18 protein-coding genes and 1 riboswitch are annotated in these 19122 nt (G+C 65.8%); of the genes, 5 read left to right on the plus strand and 13 right to left on the minus strand.

The features are described from left to right. Nucleotides 1-45: 45 nt before the first annotated feature. Together aroC and DCM79_RS26980 are read left to right on the plus strand one after the other, a co-directional pair. Nucleotides 46-1134, plus strand: a complete 1089-nt coding sequence (gene aroC, locus DCM79_RS26975; protein WP_257177126.1) for a chorismate synthase — start codon at nucleotides 46-48, stop codon at nucleotides 1132-1134. Between the two features lie 61 nt (nucleotides 1135-1195). Beyond that, nucleotides 1196-2410 (plus strand): adenylate/guanylate cyclase domain-containing protein, encoded by a 1215-nt coding sequence (locus DCM79_RS26980; protein ID WP_257177127.1) that lies wholly within the window; start codon nucleotides 1196-1198, stop codon nucleotides 2408-2410. Here DCM79_RS26980 and clpS read toward each other — a convergent pair. From clpS to DCM79_RS26995, 3 genes are all read right to left on the minus strand, one after another. Next, entirely contained in the window at nucleotides 2388-2693 is a 306-nt protein-coding gene (gene clpS / locus DCM79_RS26985) for an ATP-dependent Clp protease adapter ClpS (protein WP_257177128.1), read from the minus strand. The genes DCM79_RS26980 and clpS overlap by 23 nt on opposite strands. A 138-nt stretch (nucleotides 2694-2831) precedes the next feature. Continuing rightward, nucleotides 2832-3215 carry a fluoride efflux transporter CrcB gene (gene crcB / locus DCM79_RS26990; protein ID WP_257177129.1) on the minus strand — a complete coding sequence of 128 codons (384 nt, stop codon included), beginning with the start codon at nucleotides 3213-3215 and terminating at the stop codon, nucleotides 2832-2834. Nucleotides 3216-3243: 28 nt separating this feature from the next. Beyond that, nucleotides 3244-4452: an MFS transporter gene (locus tag DCM79_RS26995; protein ID WP_257177130.1), complete on the minus strand. Its 1209-nt coding sequence runs from the start codon at nucleotides 4450-4452 to the stop codon at nucleotides 3244-3246. A 99-nt stretch (nucleotides 4453-4551) separates the two neighbouring features. Further along, nucleotides 4552-4628, minus strand: a riboswitch (Fluoride riboswitch). Between the two features lie 272 nt (nucleotides 4629-4900). On the opposite strand from DCM79_RS26995, the gene DCM79_RS27000 reads away from it, so the two are divergent. Then, nucleotides 4901-5764, plus strand: a complete 864-nt coding sequence (locus tag DCM79_RS27000; RefSeq protein ID WP_257177131.1) for a DUF1194 domain-containing protein — start codon at nucleotides 4901-4903, stop codon at nucleotides 5762-5764. 165 nt (nucleotides 5765-5929) lie between these two features. Continuing rightward, nucleotides 5930-6565, plus strand: coding sequence for a hypothetical protein (locus DCM79_RS27005; protein WP_257177132.1), 636 nt, complete (start codon nucleotides 5930-5932; stop codon nucleotides 6563-6565). Nucleotides 6566-6567: 2 nt separating this feature from the next. On the opposite strand, the gene DCM79_RS27010 is transcribed toward DCM79_RS27005, so the two are convergent. Then, entirely contained in the window at nucleotides 6568-6774 is a 207-nt protein-coding gene (locus DCM79_RS27010) for a hypothetical protein (RefSeq protein ID WP_257177133.1), read from the minus strand. A 92-nt stretch (nucleotides 6775-6866) separates the two neighbouring features. Here DCM79_RS27010 and DCM79_RS27015 point away from each other — a divergent pair, with 92 nt between their 5' ends. Next, a complete protein-coding gene (locus DCM79_RS27015) occupies nucleotides 6867-7499 on the plus strand; it encodes a hypothetical protein (protein WP_257177134.1) in 633 nt (210 codons plus the stop codon). An 83-nt stretch (nucleotides 7500-7582) separates the two neighbouring features. Here DCM79_RS27015 and DCM79_RS27020 read toward each other — a convergent pair whose 3' ends face one another. The 9 genes from DCM79_RS27020 to DCM79_RS27060 all read right to left on the minus strand — a co-directional run bounded on the left by DCM79_RS27020 (nucleotide 7583) and on the right by DCM79_RS27060 (nucleotide 19119). Further along, a complete protein-coding gene (locus DCM79_RS27020) occupies nucleotides 7583-8638 on the minus strand; it encodes a Tat pathway signal protein (protein WP_373568126.1) in 1056 nt (351 codons plus the stop codon). Between the two features lie 141 nt (nucleotides 8639-8779). Continuing rightward, entirely contained in the window at nucleotides 8780-10027 is a 1248-nt protein-coding gene (locus DCM79_RS27025; protein WP_257177136.1) for a class I SAM-dependent RNA methyltransferase, read from the minus strand. After that, nucleotides 10020-10754 (minus strand): TlyA family RNA methyltransferase, encoded by a 735-nt coding sequence (locus DCM79_RS27030; protein ID WP_257177137.1) that lies wholly within the window; start codon nucleotides 10752-10754, stop codon nucleotides 10020-10022. Before DCM79_RS27030 ends, DCM79_RS27025 begins: the two co-directional genes overlap by 8 nt. 26 nt (nucleotides 10755-10780) lie before the next feature. Beyond that, nucleotides 10781-11335, minus strand: coding sequence for a nucleoside 2-deoxyribosyltransferase (locus DCM79_RS27035; protein WP_257177138.1), 555 nt, complete (start codon nucleotides 11333-11335; stop codon nucleotides 10781-10783). Nucleotides 11336-11516: 181 nt separating this feature from the next. Continuing rightward, nucleotides 11517-13445, minus strand: a complete 1929-nt coding sequence (gene dxs, locus DCM79_RS27040) for a 1-deoxy-D-xylulose-5-phosphate synthase (RefSeq protein ID WP_126256656.1) — start codon at nucleotides 13443-13445, stop codon at nucleotides 11517-11519. Between the two features lie 583 nt (nucleotides 13446-14028). After that, nucleotides 14029-14280, minus strand: coding sequence for an exodeoxyribonuclease VII small subunit (locus DCM79_RS27045; protein ID WP_257177139.1), 252 nt, complete (start codon nucleotides 14278-14280; stop codon nucleotides 14029-14031). Nucleotides 14281-14354: 74 nt separating this feature from the next. Then, nucleotides 14355-15284, minus strand: coding sequence for a histone deacetylase family protein (locus tag DCM79_RS27050; protein WP_257177140.1), 930 nt, complete (start codon nucleotides 15282-15284; stop codon nucleotides 14355-14357). 133 nt (nucleotides 15285-15417) lie between these two features. After that, nucleotides 15418-17073 carry a bifunctional UDP-sugar hydrolase/5'-nucleotidase gene (locus DCM79_RS27055; RefSeq protein WP_257177141.1) on the minus strand — a complete coding sequence of 552 codons (1656 nt, stop codon included), beginning with the start codon at nucleotides 17071-17073 and terminating at the stop codon, nucleotides 15418-15420. A gap of 267 nt (nucleotides 17074-17340) precedes the next feature. Further along, entirely contained in the window at nucleotides 17341-19119 is a 1779-nt protein-coding gene (locus DCM79_RS27060) for an acyl-CoA dehydrogenase (RefSeq protein ID WP_257177142.1), read from the minus strand. Nucleotides 19120-19122: the final 3 nt, after the last annotated feature.

Raw genomic sequence — 19122 nt, forward strand, 5'->3', positions numbered from 1 at the left:
CATTCAACATCGGCGTTGCGAGTCAACGTTAAGCGGCAATCCGGCATGTCCTTCAACACCTTCGGCCACATGTTCCGCGTCACCACCTTCGGCGAGAGCCATGGGGTGGCCATCGGCTGCGTGGTCGACGGCTGCCCCCCCATGATCTCGCTCACCGAGGCCGACATCCAGGGTGACCTCGACCGCCGCCGTCCCGGCCAATCGCGCTTCACCACCCAGCGTCAGGAGCCGGACCAGGTGAAGATCCTGTCCGGCGTGATGGCGCATCCGGAGACCGGCGTGCAGGTGACGACGGGCACGCCGATCGGGCTCCTGATCGAGAACACCGATCAGCGCTCGAAGGACTATTCCGAGATCAAGGACAAGTTTCGCCCCGGCCACGCCGACTTCACCTACGAAGCCAAATACGGTCTGCGCGATTATCGCGGCGGCGGCCGCTCCTCCGCGCGCGAGACCGCGACGCGGGTTGCCGCCGGCGCCATCGCGCGAAAAGTGCTGCCCGACGTCAGGGTGCGCGGCGCCCTGGTGCAGATGGGGCCGCACAAGATCGACCGCGCGAAGTGGGATTGGGACGAGGTCGCCAACAATCCGTTCTTCTGCCCGGACAAGGACAAGGCTGCGTTCTTCGAGACCTATCTCGACGGCATCCGCAAGAGCGGCTCCTCGATCGGCGCGGTGATCGAAATCGTCGCCGAAGGCGTGCCGGCAGGTCTCGGCGCGCCGATCTATGCCAAGCTCGATTCCGATCTGGCGGGTGCGATGATGACCATCAACGCGGTGAAAGGTGTCGAGATCGGCGCTGGCTTTGGTGCGGCGGAATTGACCGGCGAGGAGAACGCCGACGAGATGCGCACAGGCAATGACGGCACGCGCTTCCTGTCCAATCATGCCGGCGGCGTGCTGGGCGGAATCTCCACGGGCCAGCCCGTGGTGGTGCGTTTCGCAGTGAAGCCGACCTCGTCGATCCTGCAGCCGCGCCGGACCGTCGATCGCAAGGGCGCAGACACCGAGATCTTCACGAAGGGCCGCCACGATCCCTGCGTCGGCATCCGCGCGGTCCCCGTCGGCGAGGCCATGATGGCCTGCGTGCTGGCCGATCATTTCCTGCGCGATCGCGGGCAGGTGGGACGTTGATGTTGCCGTGCTAGCCCACCGCGCAGCTTGACGGGCCCGCCACTTGATCCGCAAATGGGCTATGGACAGTTCCGAGCTCCAGCGCGTCCGCAACTGGCTGATCAACGGCCCCCGGTCGGTTGAGCCGGTCGAGATGATCACCGAATTCTGTGAAAGTCTGGTCGCAGCCGGCCTGCCGGTGTGGCGGTTCGGCATCTTCATCCGCACGCTGCATCCCGAAGTCTTCGGCCGCAACTTCATCTGGCGGCAAGGGCAGGAGGTCGAAATCGGCAGCGTCGCCTTCGATGTCCTGGACTCGCCCATATTCGCCCGCAGCCCGCTCCGCATCGTGTTCGAGCAGGCGCTGGAGGTCAGAGGGCGCGCGACCGATCCCGACGATAAGCGCTTTCCGTTTCTCGACGACATGCTCGCCGAGGGGGCGACCGACTATATTGCGGTGCCAATGCCGTTCCTCGACGGCTCGGTCCATGCGACGAGCTGGGTGACGCGGCATCCCGGCGGCTTCAGCGACGACCACATCGCGGCGATCCGGGCCATCATCGCGCCGCTGGCGCGCGTCAGCGAGATCATCAGCCAGCGCCGCACCGCCGAGATGCTGCTCGATACCTATGTCGGCAACCGCGCCGGCGCGCGCATCCTCGGCGGCCAGATCCGCCGCGGTCACACCGACACCATGCAGGCGGCCATCTGGCTCTCGGATCTGCGCGGATTCACCGCGCTGTCGGACCGGCTGCCGGCCGAGACCGTGGTCGAGATCCTCAACGGCTATTTCGATTGCCAGGTCAACGCCATCCTCGCCCATGGCGGCGAGGTCTTGAAGTTCATGGGCGACGGCCTGCTCGCTGTGTTTCCGATCGACGAATATGTCGGCGATGCCGCGCATGTCTGCACGCAGGTGCTGGAGGCGGCGCGCGACTCCCGCGCCAGTGTGGAGGCGCTCGCCATTCCGGTCGGCGAGGTCGTCGAACGTTTCCGCTTCGGCCTCGCGCTCCACGTCGGCAACATCCTCTATGGCAATATCGGCGGCGGCAACCGCCTCGACTTCACCTGCATTGGCCCCGCCGTCAATCTCGCCGCGCGGCTGGAGAAGATCGCGAGCCGGCTCGGCCGCACCATCGTGGCCTCGGAAGGCTTTGCCAATAATTGCCGCCACGACTGGCGCGAGCTCGGCGAGTTTCCGATCGCGGGATTTTCCAAGGCGCAGCGCGTGTACGGGCTGGCGGACGAGACGCCGGCGCTGGCCGATCGAGCTGCTATTCCTCCGGCTCGGTCGTGAACAGCAATGGGTAGCCCTTGGCGCGGCCGGCGTCGGTGGCACGCGTCGCCTTGGTCTCGGCGACGTCCTTGGTGAACACGGCGACCACGCAGGCGCCGAGCTTGTGGGCGGTGATCATCACCTTGTAGGCCTGATCCTCCGTCATGCGGAATTCGGCCTTCAGCACCATGGTGACGAAATCGCGCGGCGTGTAGTCGTCGTTGATCAGGATGACCTTGTGCAGCTTCGGCCGCTCGACCTTGGTCCTCGTCCTGGTTTTCGGCTTGGTAACGGCGTCGTTCATCGTTTCCAGAAACCCCGGCCCTGATGAGCTCCAGCCGTCTCATCATATGGCAGACACCCGGGCTCCTCCAAGATGGCCGGGGCGGTTGCTCATGCCGCCGCCGATGGGCAGGGATGCACGGATCGTGCGGACCTCGCTTCAGGGAAGCGCGCGAACAACATGCAACGCCGCGATCAGCGCGCCCACCGACAGCACCACCGATGCGATCATGTAGGCGGCCGAAGCGGCGGTCTGGCCACGCTCGATCAGATACCAGGCATCGAGAGAGAACGTCGAGAACGTCGTGTATCCACCACAGATGCCCACCGTCAAAAATATCCGGGCGGCCTGCGGCAGGTTCCATTTCGTCGCGAACAGCGCGGTGAGAATGCCGATCAGGAATGATCCCGTCACGTTGATGATGAGGGTTCCCCAGGGAAAGTCGGTGCCGAACGCGCGGCCTGCACCGATGGACATCAGATAGCGCACGACCGCACCGAGCGCTCCGCCGGCGGCGACCGCGAGAATGTATTGGATGTTCAAGGTCTCGTTCCCTGGTTTGTGACCTGCATTAGTCGTCCCGCGCCGCCAGCCCGTTGCCGATGGCAAGCAGCCCCAGAAGCGCAAGCAGCGCGAAGCCGAGCCCCGCAAGGAACGTTCCGGCCGGGCCATAGGCGTCCCACAGCGCGCCCGCGATCACGCTCGCGGCCAGCAGGGCAAGGCCGGTGAACAGGTTGAAATAGCCGAACGCGGTGCCGCGCAGGCTTGGCGGGGCGGCATCGGCGACCATGGCCGAGAGCAGGCCCTGCGTCAGTCCCATATGCAACCCCCACAGCGCGACGCCGAGTGCGAGGCCCGAAAGGGTCGGCAGCAGCGCAAGCGCAAGATCGGCACCGGCCAGGACGACGAGCCCGAGCGCGAGCAGGCCGGTCCGGTTGATCCGGTCCGAGAGCACGCCGGCCGGATAAGCCGACAGGGCGTAGACGATGTTCATCAGCACCAGCACCGCCGGCACCCACATCACGTCCAAGCCAATGTTCTGCGCGCGCAGGATCAGGAATGCCTCACTGAAGCGCGCGAGCGTGAAGACAATCCCGACCGCGACGACGCGCCAGTACACCGCACCAAGCTGCCGCATGGCGGCGAGATTAAGCGGATTCTTCACAAGCTCCCGGCTCGGATCCGGGTCCGGCTCATTCACGCCGAAGGTGATCAGTCCAAACGACAGAAAGGCCGGCAGCACCGCCACCCAGAACACGATCGTGAAATTGTCCGCCGTCCACCACATCAGCGCGACAGCAATCAGCGGCCCGAGGAAGGCTCCGGTGGTGTCGAGCGATTGCCGCAGCCCGAAGCTCGCGCCGCGCAAACCGATCGGCGCGATGTCGGCAATGAGCGCATCGCGCGGCGCGCCGCGAATCCCCTTGCCGATGCGATCGACGAAGCGCGCGGCCACCAGCCATCCGACGCTGGGCGCGAGCGGGAACAGCGGCTTGGTCAGGGCGGCGAGGCCATAGCCGAGCGCGGCCAGCAGCTTGCGGCGGCCGAGCCAGTCCGACAGCGCGCCGGAAAAGATCTTCGTGATCGAGGCGGTCGCCTCCGCAATGCCCTCGATGAAGCCGACGGTCAGCGTCGAAGCGCCGAGCACGGTGACGAGATAGACCGGCAGCAGCGCGTGGATCATCTCGGAGGAGATATCCATCAGCATCGAGACGAAGCCGAGCACCCAGATTCCTCTCGGCAGCCCGCTACGTGCAGCATTCGGTGTCGTCGTCGTCACGTCTTCGCCTTCTCCTGGCCTTGCACCAGACAACAAAAAACCCGCCGCCGGCGGGTCTGTCCATGCTCCCGCCGAAGGCAGAGGCTCAAGATTGCCCCTCCTCAAGCAGGAGTCATCAGCCCACACGGTGATCGACCGCCGGGCGGTTGTCGGGGGACTCCATCCCCATCTGTGTGGCCAACCTAGCACGGAAATCGCTTCGGACAAGTGGGCGGGGAACTGTGTCCCCGTGCTCGTCGCTCCCGCTTCGCGCATCATGAGCCTGATGGTGCGAAGCGCACGAGCGTGTTCCAGCGGCGCGAGCGCGGCAACACGGGGGCGGCATTGCGCAGAGCGCGCGTCCGCCCGAGCCGCAGATTCCTAACTCGAAAGTGAAGCGCAAGCGATCTTCGCGCTTTGCGGCAAGGCGATTGCATGTCACCATCACGTCATACGACGGGAGACTGCGATGCGGTTGCTGTTCTCGATCGGGGCTGTGCTGGTGGCCGGCATGTTTGCCGGAGGGGACGTCGCGGGCGTCGCGGCACCAGGACCAAAATTCGAACCGTCCAAGAAACAGCTGCAGCGGCCCGCGGCCGACAGAGACGCGCAGACGGTCGACGTCGAGCTGGTCCTCGCGGTCGACGTGTCCTACTCGATGGACATGGACGAGCTCGCGATCCAGCGCGAGGGCTATGCGCAGGCGATCCAGTCGAAGGAGTTCCTCCAGGCGCTGAAGCTCGGCCCGAACGGCCGGATCGCGGTGACCTATTTCGAGTGGGCCGCCTCCAGCGACCAGAAGATCATCATCCCCTGGCGGCTGGTCGACGGTCCCGAGACGGCGGATGCGGTCGCCGCCGAGATCATGAAGACGCCGATCCGGCGTGCTTCGCGCACCTCGATCTCGGGCGCGATCAACTTTGCCATGCCGCTGTTCGACGAAGACCCCTATCGGGGCCTGCGCCGCGTCATCGACATTTCCGGCGACGGTCCCAACAACAACGGCGGTCCTGTCACGGTGGCACGCGATGCCGCGCTCGAGAAGGGCATCGTCATCAACGGCCTGCCGATCATGATCAAGGAGCCGTCCTATTCGACCATGGATATCGACAATCTCGATTTCTACTACGAGGACTGCGTCATCGGCGGCCCCGGCTCCTTCGTCATCACGATCAAGGACCGCGACAAGTTCAAGGAGGCGATCCGCACCAAGCTGCTGATGGAGGTCGCCGGCCGCACGCCGGAGCGTCCCGTGATGCGGGTCGCCGACAGGGAGCCGCGCGTCAATTGCCTGATCGGCGAGAAGATCTGGTCGGACCGCTGGGGCCGCTGAAGTCCCCCGGCTGAGAGCTTTCCCGCTTGGCCGATGCGCGAGCTTAACGCCTCGTTAACCGGAGCGTGGCCCTAATCACATGGTTTCCGTTCATTTCCAGTCGGCATCCTGACATTGCCGCAGCGAACGAAAGTGGGTTTGTGAGGCCCGTCTCCGAGCAATCCAATGGCTATCGTCACATCGAGCACCAGCCAGATTTCGCCCGCCAACGAGCGGCTGTATCGCCAGAGCGCTCTGCTCGGTGATTGGAAGGGCAATTGGGTGGGCAACAACCAGCCCGTCGGCTTCAAGGTCGTCAACATCCGCGGCGCCCGGGCGCAGGTCGAGTACACCCACAACGGACGCACCGAGCGCGGCTTCGGCGAGGTTCAGGGCACGCTCATCACCTTCGGCGGCGTCACGGTCGGCACCAAGGACGGCAAGAACATGGTGATGCTGTTCTCGTTCGGGGGAGTTGGCAAGCAGACCGCCAATCTCGAGAAGCAGGCCCCCCCGGCCTCCGACAGCCGCCTCATGGGAAGCTGGGGCGGCTATTCCAGCGCCAACGGCAAGAGCGCGAGCTTCAAGGTGCTGTCCGTCAATGGCAAGGAGGCCGAGGTCAGCGTCACCACCGATGGCGTCACCCGGCAGGGCACCGGCTACGTCTACAAGAACGTCATCATGTTCGGGCAGACGCAGATCGCGACCGATGACGGACAGAACGGCGAAGTCATCTACCAGGTCGGCACGAAGTCCTTCATGGTGCCGGTGACGAAATATCCGCCGGCTGATTCATCGTCCTCCGTGGACAAGACCGCATAGCTTCACGACCCCGGTCCATCGGGCTGCGTCAGCGCCTTCAATGGCCCCGTGAGCTGGCGCAAGATCGCGCAGTCCTGTGCGAGCAGCCTCGCAGCGATCAACCGCCAGACTTCATCGGACGGCTCCACAAGATCTGGAATCGTCTGCAGCGGATGTTCGGCGTCCTGCCGCGCGCGAGCAGGGGAACGTGCGGCATCAGGTTCGGTCATGGGGGGCCCGGCCGTCACGTTGGCGCGGCCGCTGCGCTGGCATTGGTGATGTCAGGAGAGTATGATCTGCAAAAGCCTTGCCGGTAGCTTCAATGTCCAGATTTGCCCCTTCATCCGTGATTGCAGCCCTGATCGCTGTGCTTTGCCTGACCGCATCGCCGGTTCACGCCCAAGTCGCGCCGCTGAGATATTGGATTCCCGGCGGGCCTTTCGGCCTCGGCGGTAACGCCGGCCAGAGTTCCGATATTTATGGCAGTTCCACCAGCTTCAATTCCGGCGATCCGGATTGGCGCAGCAGCGCGACGACTGGTTTTTTCGTCGGCAGTCAGCGCGGCAACCTGAATTGGAGCGGCCTCAGTCAGACCGGCCTCGGTCAGACCGGCCTCGGTCAGAGCGGTCTTGCCGGCAATTTCAGCGCACTCTCATATGACAGCACGCAGTTCGGTTACAACACCAAGACCATGGGCGGCATGCCCGTGACGTTCTTTGCCGGTTTCGACACGCTGAAATATGGCAACGGCATCGGCAGCTCGGTTGCGCCGCTGACATCTGGCGCGGCACCCGGCACCGGCGCATTTGCTGGCGTCGAATTCAAGCCGACCTCCAATCTCAGCCTGTCGTTCGGCGCCGGTTTCATGCAGCAGGATTCGGGCCGCATGGACAGCGATATCAGATCGAACATGCTGCCGGGCGAGTCGCCGGCGCTGAGCGGTTTGCGCCGTTAAGGCATGATCCGGAAAAGTGCGCAGCGGTTTTCCGAAAAGATCATGCTTAAACAACAAGGCTAAAGCGCGATGGCGATTCATGTTCATCGCATCGCGCTTTGCGGCCGCATCACCTGTTCCGGCGGACGCCGCAGCGATTTCGGCAGATCCGGGCCGGTTCCGAAACGCATGACGATATCGCAGCGCCGTTCGCCGAGCCCGAGCGAGGCTGCAAATTGCTGCCTCAGCGCCGCGACCTCGACCGGCTGGTTGACGAAGGAATATTTGAGCCCCAGCGCGGTCGCCTGCAAACCGAAGCGCTGGCAGGCGCGGCCGACCGCGATCCAGTGCGGTTTGTCGCTGCGCTCGGCCGCGAGCACCACGACGCCCGCCGAGGTGGCGAGCTGGTCGCGGTATTTCTTGTTCTCCCCGCTCTCGGTGAAGAAGAGCCTCAGAAGCGGCCGTGCCAGCCACGATGGCAGGGAGGGATTTCCCGAGGCGGGTGCGAACAACCCGTCCATGGTCGCGAGCGCCTCCGCCTCGTTGAAGCGAATCCAGCTCACGAGCTCGCGCATGAAGGCCTTGTCGCGCATTTGCGCCGAGTTGCCTTCGAGCACGTAATCGGTGACCCCGGCGATCGCGGCGCGCTCGGTCATCAGAAGGGCGGTGACACCGGGTTCGCGACAGGCGCTCTCGAGCCGGCGCAAGGTCTCGGGCGTGGCGGGCCTGCCATCGAACGCCGCGCGGGTGCATTGCCTGGCCGGAATCGCGGATGCCAACGTCGATGCGTCCGGCGGGGCTTGCTCGAGCGCGATCACGATCCGCTCGCCGTCGATGACTGGATTGGCGCGCCAGCCCAGCGCGGACGCCGCGAGGATGAGGTTTTCGGCGGCGCAGCCGAGACTGACGAAGAGGTGATGGTCGTCCGGATCCACGGCCGCACAGCGGCGCGAAAAATCCGGTGCAATCGTGATTTCGTCGCCGCGGGCGGAGAAGACCCACGGCTGAGTGTTGTGGCTGTTGGCCGCGAGGGTGGCAACGCGCACGAGCTCGCGATCCCGCGGCACGGCCCGCAGCGCAGCCCGAGACGCCGTGACCGCCCCGTCGTAGGTCATCGCCGCTCCAGTGGCAGGGACGCCGCCGATCGCAGCCGCGGACATTCCCAGCGCGGCTGCGGTGAACTGTCGTCGGTCAAGCACGAACGTCCGCTCCGCATCCCATATCGCGCCTCCTGGCGCAAACGCGCTTTTAGCACCCAACGCGCTGCAACGATTGACCGGAATCAAGACCGGGCGCCGAGGTCAGCGCGTGAAGCGCGCCACCAGCTCCACATGCGGCGTGTGGCGGAATTGATCGACCGGCACCACTGCCTCCAGCCGGTAACCGCCGTCGATCAGCAGCCGGGCGTCGCGGGCAAAGGTTGCGACGTTGCAGGACACGGCGACCACGATCGGCACCTTGCTTGCGGCGAGCTTCAGGGCCTGCGCCTGTGCGCCCTGGCGCGGCGGGTCGAACACCACGGCCTCGAAGTCGCGCAGCTCGGGCGGCACCAGCGGACGGCGGAACAGGTCGCGCGGCTCGCACCTGATCGGCTTCAGTCCCGGTGTGCGCGCCGCTTTCGCCAGCGCTGCGACGGCGCCGGCGTCGTTGTCGTACGCGGTGATGCGCGCCTTCTCGGCGAGCCGTAGCGCGAACGGGCCGACGCCGCAGAAGAGGTCGAGAACGTCCTTGGCCTTGCCGATGCGCTCAGTGATGAGCGCGGCGAGCGTCTCTTCGCCCGCCACCGTCGCCTGCAGGAACGAGCCCGGCGGCAGCGTCACCTCGGCGCGGCCCATCTTCACCGTCGGCGGCAGGCGCTGCAGCACCAGCTCGCCGTGCCGCGTCAGGCGCGCCAGGCGGTGCTGCTCGGCGACGCGCGACAGCGCCGTGACCAGCGGCGTCGGCAGCGGCCCGGAGCCGCGCACGTCGACATCGAGGCCGTTGGCGGTGGCGGTAACCTGGATGTCGAGCGGCTTGGTCACCGGCATCTTCGACGTCAGCGGTTCGGCGAGCGCCCAGGCGGCATCGAGCGCGCCGTCGAGCGCGGGGTCGAGGATCGGGCAGCGATCGATCGGGATGACGTCGTGCGAGCTCGTCGCCGAGAAACCGACCTTGAGAACATCATGCGTGCCGAAACGGCCGTGCAACGTGATGCGCCGGCGGCCGGCGCCATGGGCGTCGACCAGCGGCGCGACCTCGCACTCGATGCCGGCCTGCGCCAGCGTCTCCACCACGATGCCGCGCTTCCAGGCCTGATAGGGCTCTGCCGCCCAATGCTGGATCGCGCAGCCGCCGCAGACGCCGAAATGCGGGCAGAACGGTTCGATGCGCTCGGGGCTTGCGACATCGACCGCGAGCAGCTTGCGGCGATCGGGATGGTGGCCCACGACGTGATCGACCTCGACGGTTTCGCCACCGAGCGTATAGGGCACGTAGATGGCATCGCCGGTGGTGAGGCAGACGCCGTCGCCGCGATGGCCGACATGATCGATGGTCAGACGCTCAACCACGGCGCGCGCCCAGGAAGAATTCGGCGTTGCCGTCACCGCCCGCGATCGAGGAGGGGAATACCTCGATGTCGGTGCAGCCGAGCGAGGCGGCGAAGGCCGCGATGTCGTCGCAGATCGCCTGGTGCACGGCGGCGTCGCGGACGATGCCCTTCTTGTTGTGCTTCCTGTCAGCCTCGAATTGCGGCTTGATCAGCGCCAGCAGGCTCATCGGCGCGGCGGCGAGGGACAGCGCCACCGGCAGCACCGTCTTGAGCGAGATGAAGCTGACATCGATGACGACGACATCGGGCCGCGCCGGCAGGCGCTTGCCCTCGTAGCTGCGGATGTCGGTCTCCTCCATCGACACGATCTTGGGATGATCGCGCAACGAGGGATGCAGCTGGCTGGTGCCGACATCGATCGCGAACACCAGGCTGGCGCCGTTCGCCAGCAGCACCTCGGTGAAACCGCCGGTGGACGCCCCGACATCGAGGCAGACATGGTCCTCGATCTCGATGGGATAACGTTCCAGCGCGCCGGCGAGCTTGACGCCGCCGCGGGAGACGTAGGGGTGCGCGGGCTCGGCCTGGATCACGGCGTCCTCGGCGATGGTCTCCGACGGCTTGGCGACCTGCTTGTCATCGGCCCTGACGAGGCCGGCCTCGATCGCCGCGCGCGCCCGCGCCCGGCTCTCGAACAGGCCGCGCTCGACCAGCAACACATCCGCGCGCTTGCGGGCAGGGGACATCGAATCTCCGGAGGCGACTGAAAGGCTTATGTAGCGATCAATCGCGCGGCCGCCATCCGGACGCAAGCCTCGAACGCGCCCAGATCGTGCCAGACGTCGATGGGCGCCGCGGCCGGCGTCACCAGCGGGCAGCCATGCAGCTCCAGCGCGTGGATCATCATGAGATTATCGACGAGGCCGAAATCCTCGACGGTCAGGCCCTGCGCGTCGATCAGCCGCCCGTCCTCGGACGTGACGTCCATGAAGCGGCTGAGGCGGTCGGCATAGGCGGCGCTGTCATTGGAATAAGCGAGGCACAACTTGCCGCGGCCGGCCATGTAGCCGAGCTCATAGACGGTGCCGGGATCGGCGCCGGCGCCGCGGAACGGGGTGAGGTTGGCAATGATGGCGTCGGCCGCGTCCATCATCGCCTCGTTGCCGCAGAAGATCTGCCTGGAGGCATCGGGTGCGGTGAGGTCGATGGCGTTGTCGAGGGGATAGAGGCCGGTGAGGCCGTGCGCAGCGCAGACATCGACCTTGCGACGGCCGATCTCGATGGCATCCGGCAGGAACACGTCGGGACCTGCCAGATAGATTTTCATGGCGTCAGAACCGGAAATTTGGGCAGGGCGCAAGCCACAGTGGGCGGTGTGCTCCCTCCCCCGCCTGCGGGGGAGGGCTGGGGAGAGGGTTGTCTCCGCACCGGGACAATCTCCCAGAGGATAGAGCCCTCACCCGACGCTTCGCGTCGACCTCTCCCGCAAGCGGGAGAGGTTAACCAGCTCAGGCCAGCTTGACCGTCTCGGCCTTGACGTCCTTGCCGAGCGCTTCGAACACCTTGGCGACGATGCCCTTGGCGTCGAGGCCGGCGCGGGCGTACATCGCGGCGGGCGTGTCGTGATCCTGGAACACGTCGGGCAGCACCATCGAGCGGAACTTGACCATGCCGCTGTCGAGCACGCCCTGGTCGGTCAGGAATTGCGCGACATGCGAGCCGAAGCCGCCGACCGAGCCTTCCTCGATCGTGATCAGGATCTCGTGGTCACGGGCGAGCTTGAGCACCAGCTCGGTGTCGAGCGGCTTCATGAAGCGCGCGTCCGCGATCGTGGTGGACAGGCCGTGAGCGGCGAGCTCGTCGGCGGCCTTCTCGCATTCGGCGAGGCGCGTGCCGAAGGAGAGCAGGGCGATCTTGCTGCCCTGGCGGATCATGCGACCCTTGCCGATCTCGAGCGGAATGCCGACCTCGGGCATCTCGATGCCGCGGCCTTCGCCGCGCGGATAGCGCAGCGAGCTCGGACGGTCGTTGATCGCCACCTGGGTCGCCACCATGTGGACGAGCTCGGCCTCATCGGCCGCCGCCATGATCACCATGTTGGGCAGGCAGCCGAGATAGGCGTTGTCGAACGAGCCGGCATGCGTCGCGCCGTCGGCGCCGACGAGACCGGCGCGGTCGATGGCGAAGCGGACGGGCAGGCTCTGGATCGCGACGTCGTGCACGATCTGGTCGTAGCCGCGCTGCAGGAAGGTCGAGTAGATCGCGCAGAACGGCTTGTAGCCTTCGGTGGCGAGACCCGCGGCAAACGTCACCGCGTGCTGCTCGGCGATGCCGACGTCGAAGGTGCGGTCCGGGAAGGCCTTGTTGAAGATGTCGACGCCGGTGCCCGACGGCATCGCCGCGGTGATGGCGACGATCTTGTCGTCCTTCTGGGCTTCCTTGACCAGGCTCTGGCCGAACACGTTCTGGTAGGCCGGCGCGTTCGGCTTGGCTTTTGCCTGGGTGCCGGTGGCGACGTCGAACTTGACGACGGCGTGGTACTTGTCGGCGGACGCTTCCGCCGGGCCGTAGCCCTTGCCCTTCTGCGTCACGACGTGGACCAGGATCGGGCCGGTCTCCATGTCGCGGACGTTCTTCAGCACGGGCAGCAGGTGGTCAAGATTGTGGCCGTCAATCGGGCCGACATAGTAGAAGCCGAGCTCCTCGAACAGCGTGCCGCCGTCCATCATGAAGCCGCGGGAATATTCCTCGACGCGGTTGGCGCGGTTGGCGATGATCTTGGGCAGGCGCTTGTTGATCTGCTTGGCCGCATCGCGCAGCGTGCGATAGGTCTTGCCGGAGTAGAGGCGCGACAGATAGGCGCTCATGGCGCCGACCGGCGGCGCGATCGACATGTCATTGTCGTTGAGAATGACGATCAGGCGCGAGTTCATCGCACCCGCATTGTTCATGGCCTCGTAGGCCATGCCGGCTGACATCGCGCCGTCACCGATCACGGCTATGACGTTGTTCTTGCCGCCGGAGAGGTCGCGCGCCACCGCCATGCCGAGGCCGGCGGAGATCGAGGTCGAGGAATGCGCGGCGCCGAACGGATCGTAATCGCTCTCGCTGCGCTTGGTGAAGCCGGACAGACCGCCGCCGGTGCGCAGGGTGCGGATGCGGTCGCGCCGGCCGGTGAGGATCTTGTGCGGATAGGCCTGGTGGCCGACGTCCCAGATCAGCCGGTCGCGCGGCGTGTCGAAGACGTAATGGATCGCGGTGGTGAGCTCGACCACGCCGAGGCCCGCGCCGAAGTGACCGCCGGTCACGGAGACGGCATCGATGGTCTCCTGCCGCAGCTCGTCGGCAACCTGGCGAACCTGCTCGACCTTGAGCTTGCGCAGGTCTTCCGGCGTCCGGATGGTGTCGAGAAGCGGCGTTTTACTGTATGCGTTCACGGCGATTTCCAATTTGTCAGCGCCGGAAGGTCATTCCGGTGCGCGATGGGTTTGCACAATATCGGCGCAGCGCGAGTCCTAACCGTCGGAGCCACCTGCATGGGGCAAAGCCCCGTCTTCAAGCTTAGGTAAGCTTAAGTGCGCTCCGGTTCAGTCTCTGTGATCCCTGTCACTTAGATCGGCTTCGTCCGTCCCAAGCCAATTTCATTAGCAGTTTGAAGCCCTTGTCGTCGGTAATCGGTGCCCACGCAAGGCTTGCAAAAAGCCACACTCCGCGCAGCTTTACACCAAAGCTGAGGCCAAAGCCAACCCGCCGGACCGATTAGGGGTATGCAGGTGCAACTGGCGGGCCAGAGTGGTTAACCGTGGCGCGGAAGGCCGGGTTCCAGATGTGCCCGGTCTCTTGTCAGGCTTTTTCTCGCGGTTGGGAGCTTTCTCACCCAGGGAACCGTTCGGAGCCGGACTTCCCGGCCCACTGTCATGGAACCGGATCCGTCGCGGGCACGCCGCGTGCGATATAAGGACATGGCAGCCCAGCGAAGACATTCACCGGGCGTGGTCAGAAATGGACAGTGGGCCCGGCCTATTGAACGTCGAGCGGCGCCGTGCCGGAGGCTTGGCCCGTGGCATCGGTGGTGATCTTGTCGACCCGCGCCTCGGCCTGGCGCAGCAGCTCCTCGCAGCGGCGCTTCAGCGCCTCGCCACGCTCGTAGATCGTCACGGATTCCTCGAGCGGCACCTTGCCATCCTCGAGCCGCTTCACGATCGTCTCGAGTTCCTCGATCGCGCGTTCGAAGGAGAGCCTGGAGACGTCGACTTGGGTGTTTTCGGCCATATCCGTTTCCGATTGCCCGATTCGCATGGCCCACAGTGAAGGCGGGTTTTGCGGGCTTAATGTGGCGAGTGCTTTCAGGCGCCCATCAGGGCGCCGACATGCGCCGTAACAGATTCTTTCAATCCCTGCAGGTCATAGCCGCCCTCGAGCACCGAGACAACACGCCCACCGGCGGTCTTGTCGGCGAGATCCATCAGCTTGCGCGTCACCCAGGCATAATCCTCCGCGCGCAGGTTCAGCGAGGCCAGCGGATCGCGGTAATGCGCGTCGAAGCCGGCGGAGATGACGAGCAGCTCGGGGCTGAATTTTTCGAGCTGCGGCAGGATCAAGTTCTCGAACGCGGAGCGAAATTCCGGCCCGCCGTCCTCGGAGGCAAGCGGCGCATTGACGATGGTGTCGTGGTCACCGCGTTCGCTCTTGGCGCCGGTGCCGGGAAACAGCGGCATCTGGTGCGTCGAGCAGTACATCACCGTCGGGTCCGACCAGAAGATGTCCTGCGTGCCGTTGCCGTGATGCACGTCGAAATCGACGATGGCGGCGCGCTTGATGCCGTACTTGCGCTGCGCATGGCGCGCGGCGATCGCGACATTATCGAAGAAGCAGAAGCCCATCGGCTTGCCGATCTCGGCGTGATGCCCGGGCGGACGCACCGCGACGAAGGCGTTGCGATGCTCGCCCGCCATCACCGCTTCGGTCGCCGCAACCGCACCGCCGACGCCGCGCATCACCGCTTCCCACGTGCCCGGCGACATCGACGTGTCGCCGTCGATATAGACCTGTCCGCTGGCCGGCGCGATGTGACGCAGCTCGGTGACGTAGTGCTCGTTGTGGCAGAGCGTGACGAGATCGAGATCGCCTTCCGGAGCCTGATCGCGCGCCAGGAACTGGAAGCGCTCATGCGACAGCGCTTCCTCCACCGCACGCAGGCGATCCGGCCTCTCAGGGTGTCCCGGCGGGGTGACATGGTCGAGGCAGGCCTTGTGGGAAAGGAGAAGCGTGCTCATCAGGTCGGCCTCACAAGATACGGGCTTTCGTCGTCGCTTGGCGCATCCGGCGCCAAAACGCAATGCAAAACCCAATCTAGGCGCTTGGGCGGCAATGGCAAAGGGGCGTCCGGGCCCGGCCGTTTGATCCGGATCAATTCACGCGCAAGATGCGGGTCGGCGGCAGCGGACCGATCGGCCCGTGCGCCCGGAAGAACGCGAACAGCGCATCGGCGTCGTAACCGCCATATTGCGGCGACGTGCCCTGTTGGGCGACGGTAAAACCGTCGCCCCCGACGGCAAGGTAATCATTGAGCGTGACCCGGTAGCCGCTGCCGGGCTCGATCGGCCCGCCGTTGAGCGTCATCCTCTCGGGGATCACGCGCTCGCCGAATGGCTTCGACGCATCCCAGGCATAGCTGAATCCGTTCGAGACCTGGAGGATCCGCGGCCGCTTTGGGTCGAGCCATTGCTGCTCCAGCATGTCCTTGAGCTGGCTGCCGGTCAGCGTGATCGTCACGAGGCGGTTGCGGAACGGCTGGCTGGCGAAGACATCGCCGAAGGAAATCGCGCCGTTCTCCTTCGGCACGATGTCGGTGCGGATGCCGCCGGGATTGGTCAGCGCGATGACAGCGCTGCCATCCTTGGCATCGCGGGTTGCGAGCAATTGCGCGTCGGCGATGATGTCGCCGAGGGCGCTTTCGCCGGCCTCGTTCGGCACGCGCGACAACGTCTGGGTCACCGAGCCGGCGGGCCGGTTGGCGATCGGCGCGGAGAGCTTGTCGTAGGCGTCGATCAATGCGGTCTGCTCGGGATCCCTGGCCAGCGAAGCATTGGCGACGAGGACGTTCTCGCCCGTGGCGCTGACGATGTCGCGTGTCGTAGGATCGAGCTTCAGGTCGATCGCCGTGACCAGCGTGCCGTATTTGTCGCCGCTGGTGACGAGCCGCCCGTCGATATCGCAGACATAGGCGCGGTGCGTATGACCGCTGACGACGACGTCGACGGCGCGGTCGAACTTCTTCACGATGTCGACGATCGGCCCGGTGATGGCGGGGCATTCGTTGTAGTCGCCTGAGGGCTCGCCGCCCTGGTGGATCAGCACCACGATGGCCTCGACGCCGCGCGCCTTCAGCTGCGGCACGAGCGCGTTCACCGTCTCGGCCTCGTCGCGGAATTCGAACCCCTTGATGCCCGATGGCGAGACGATGCCCGCGGTCTCCTTCAAGGTCAGCCCGATGAAGGCGACGGGGATGCCGTCGAATTCCCTGATCTCGTAGGGCGGCAGCACGCTGTTGCCGGTCGCGGTCTCGATGGTGGATGCCGCCAGATAGCGGAATTTGGCGCCGGTGAAGGGATGCGGCCCCTGGCAGCCGTCGACCGGATGGCAGCCGCCGTTCTGCATCCGGAGCAGCTCGGTCGTGCCCTCGTCGAATTCGTGATTGCCGACGGAGGTGATCGCCAGCCCCATCATCGAGAGCGATTCGATCGAGGGCTCGTCGTGAAACATCGCCGACAGGAACGGGCTCGCACCGATCAGATCGCCGGCGGCGACGAAGATCGTGTTCTTGTGACCTTCGCGCAGCTGCTTGACCAGCGTCGCCAAATATTCGGCGCCGCCGGCCGCCACCATCACCTTCTTGCTCTTGTCCTCGGGATCTCCGATGCGGATGCCGCCCGGCGGCGGCCGCAAATTGCCGTGGAAATCGTTGATCGCGAGGATGCGTAGCTCGATCGGGGCTGCGGTCTGGGCAGAGGCGGGGAGGGTCCAGATGAGGGCGAGTGCGGCGAAGATGGATTTGTATCGCATGGAGCCAGATTAAGCGTTCAGCGCGAAGATTTCACGAACGTTTCTCGCCGTCATTCCCGAGGGCTCGCGATTCCGTTGAGAAGAGCGGCGGAGGCCGCGGCGTCGTAACTTTGAGCCGGGTTGCCCCTCGTGCCCCAGACGCAGCGCAGCGCTACTTCAGCGGTGCGCCGCAGAGCCGGGGCCCATGTCGCCGCGATCTCTTCCCTGCCATTGGTCCCGGCTCTGCCCAGCGAGGCATTGCAGTGCGTCCGGGACACGTCAATCGACCTACCCCAGCAGCACCGCATCCGCCGCCGCGACCGATTCCGCGCTCTCCGTCACCGTGCGCTCGAGCGCGCCGGCCTGCACGGTGATATTCTCGGCGAAGAAGCGCGCGAGGGAGACGTAGCGCGCCGCGTCGGTGTTGCCATCGGCCTTGGCGGCGAGCGCTTCGGACGCGAGCAGGCAGCCGCCGAGCGTGGCGCCGAACTGCTGCAAGTAGGGCGTCGCGCCGGCGAGCGCATCGTTCGGTGCCGACGTGACGCGCTCCAGCAGCCACTTGCTGGTGCGCGTCAGCGCCTCCAGTGCCTCGCGCAATTTCGCTCCTGTGGTGCCGAAAGCGGGATCGTTGGAGGCCTCGACCTTCTTGACGGTTGCCGCGAGCTCGTCGAGCAGCGCCCACACCGAGGCACCGCCATTGGCAGCTAACTTGCGCGTGACGAGGTCGATCGCCTGGATGCCGTTGGTGCCCTCGTAGATCGCGGTGATGCGGGCGTCGCGATAGTGCTGCGCTGCGCCGGTCTCCTCGATGAAGCCCATGCCGCCATGGATCTGCACGCCGAGATAGGCGACCTCGTTGCCGATGTCGGTGGAATAGGCCTTGGCCATCGGCGTCAGCAGCGCCGCGCGCGCGGCGGCTTCAGTGCGCACCTTCGGGTCCTTGGCGCGGGTCGAGACGTCGATCGCGACCGCGGTCGCATAGCAGATGGTGCGCGCGGCGGCCGTCTGCGCCCGCATCCGCATCAGCATGCGCTTGACGTCGGGATGAACGAAGATCGCATCCGATCCGTCGGTCTTGCTGCCGACCGCGCGGCCCTGCTTGCGCTCCTGGGCATACGACAGCGCCTGCTGATAGGCGCGGTCGGCAACGCCGACGCCCTCGAGGCCGACGCCGAGGCGGGCCTGGTTCATCATGGTGAACATGCAGCGCATGCCCTGGTTCTCTTCGCCGATCAGGAAGCCGATGGCGCCGCCGTGATCGCCCATGGTCATGGTGCAGGTGGGGGAGGCATGCATGCCGAGCTTGTGCTCGACGCCGCTGGCAAAGATGTCGTTGCGTGCGCCGAGCGAGCCGTCGGCATTGACCATGAATTTGGGCACCAGGAACAGCGAGATACCCTTGGTGCCGGCGGGCGCATCGGGCAGGCGGGCCAGCACGAAATGCACGATGTTGTCGGTCATGTCGTGTTCGCCATAGGTGATGAAGATCTTCGTCCCCTTGATCCGATAGGTGCCGTCGGCCTGCTTCTCGGCACGGGTGCGCAGCGCGCCCACGTCGGAGCCGGCCTGCGGCTCGGTCAGCTGCATCGTGCCGGTCCATTCGCCGGAAACGAGCTTCTCCAGATAGATCTTCTTCAGCTCGTCGCTGCCATGCGCGTCCAGCGCCTCGATCGCCGAGGCTGTCAGCAGCGGGCAGAGGCCGAAGGCGACGTTGGCCGCGCTCCAGATCTCGGTGCAGGCGGCGTTGATCGCGATCGGCAGTCCCTGGCCGCCGAAATCTTCGGGGCCGGACACCGCGTTCCAACCGCCTTCGGTCCAGCGCTTGTAGGCGTCCGGCCAGCCCGGCGCGGTCGTGACCTTGCCGTCGTCGAGCTTGATGCCGTGCTCGTCGCCCACCTTGTTGAGCGGCGCCAGCACGTCGGTTGCGAACTTGCCGGCCTCCTCCAGCACCGCCGCGGCGATGTCCGCGTCGAAATCGCCGTAATGGCCGGCCTCCACGGCCGCCTTGAGGCCGGCGCCATGGTTGAGCGACAGCAGCATGTCATTGATCGGCGCGCGGTAGGTCATGGC

The sequence above is a fragment of the Bradyrhizobium sp. WBOS07 genome (assembly GCF_024585165.1).
Lineage (GTDB): Bacteria > Pseudomonadota > Alphaproteobacteria > Rhizobiales > Xanthobacteraceae > Bradyrhizobium > Bradyrhizobium japonicum_B.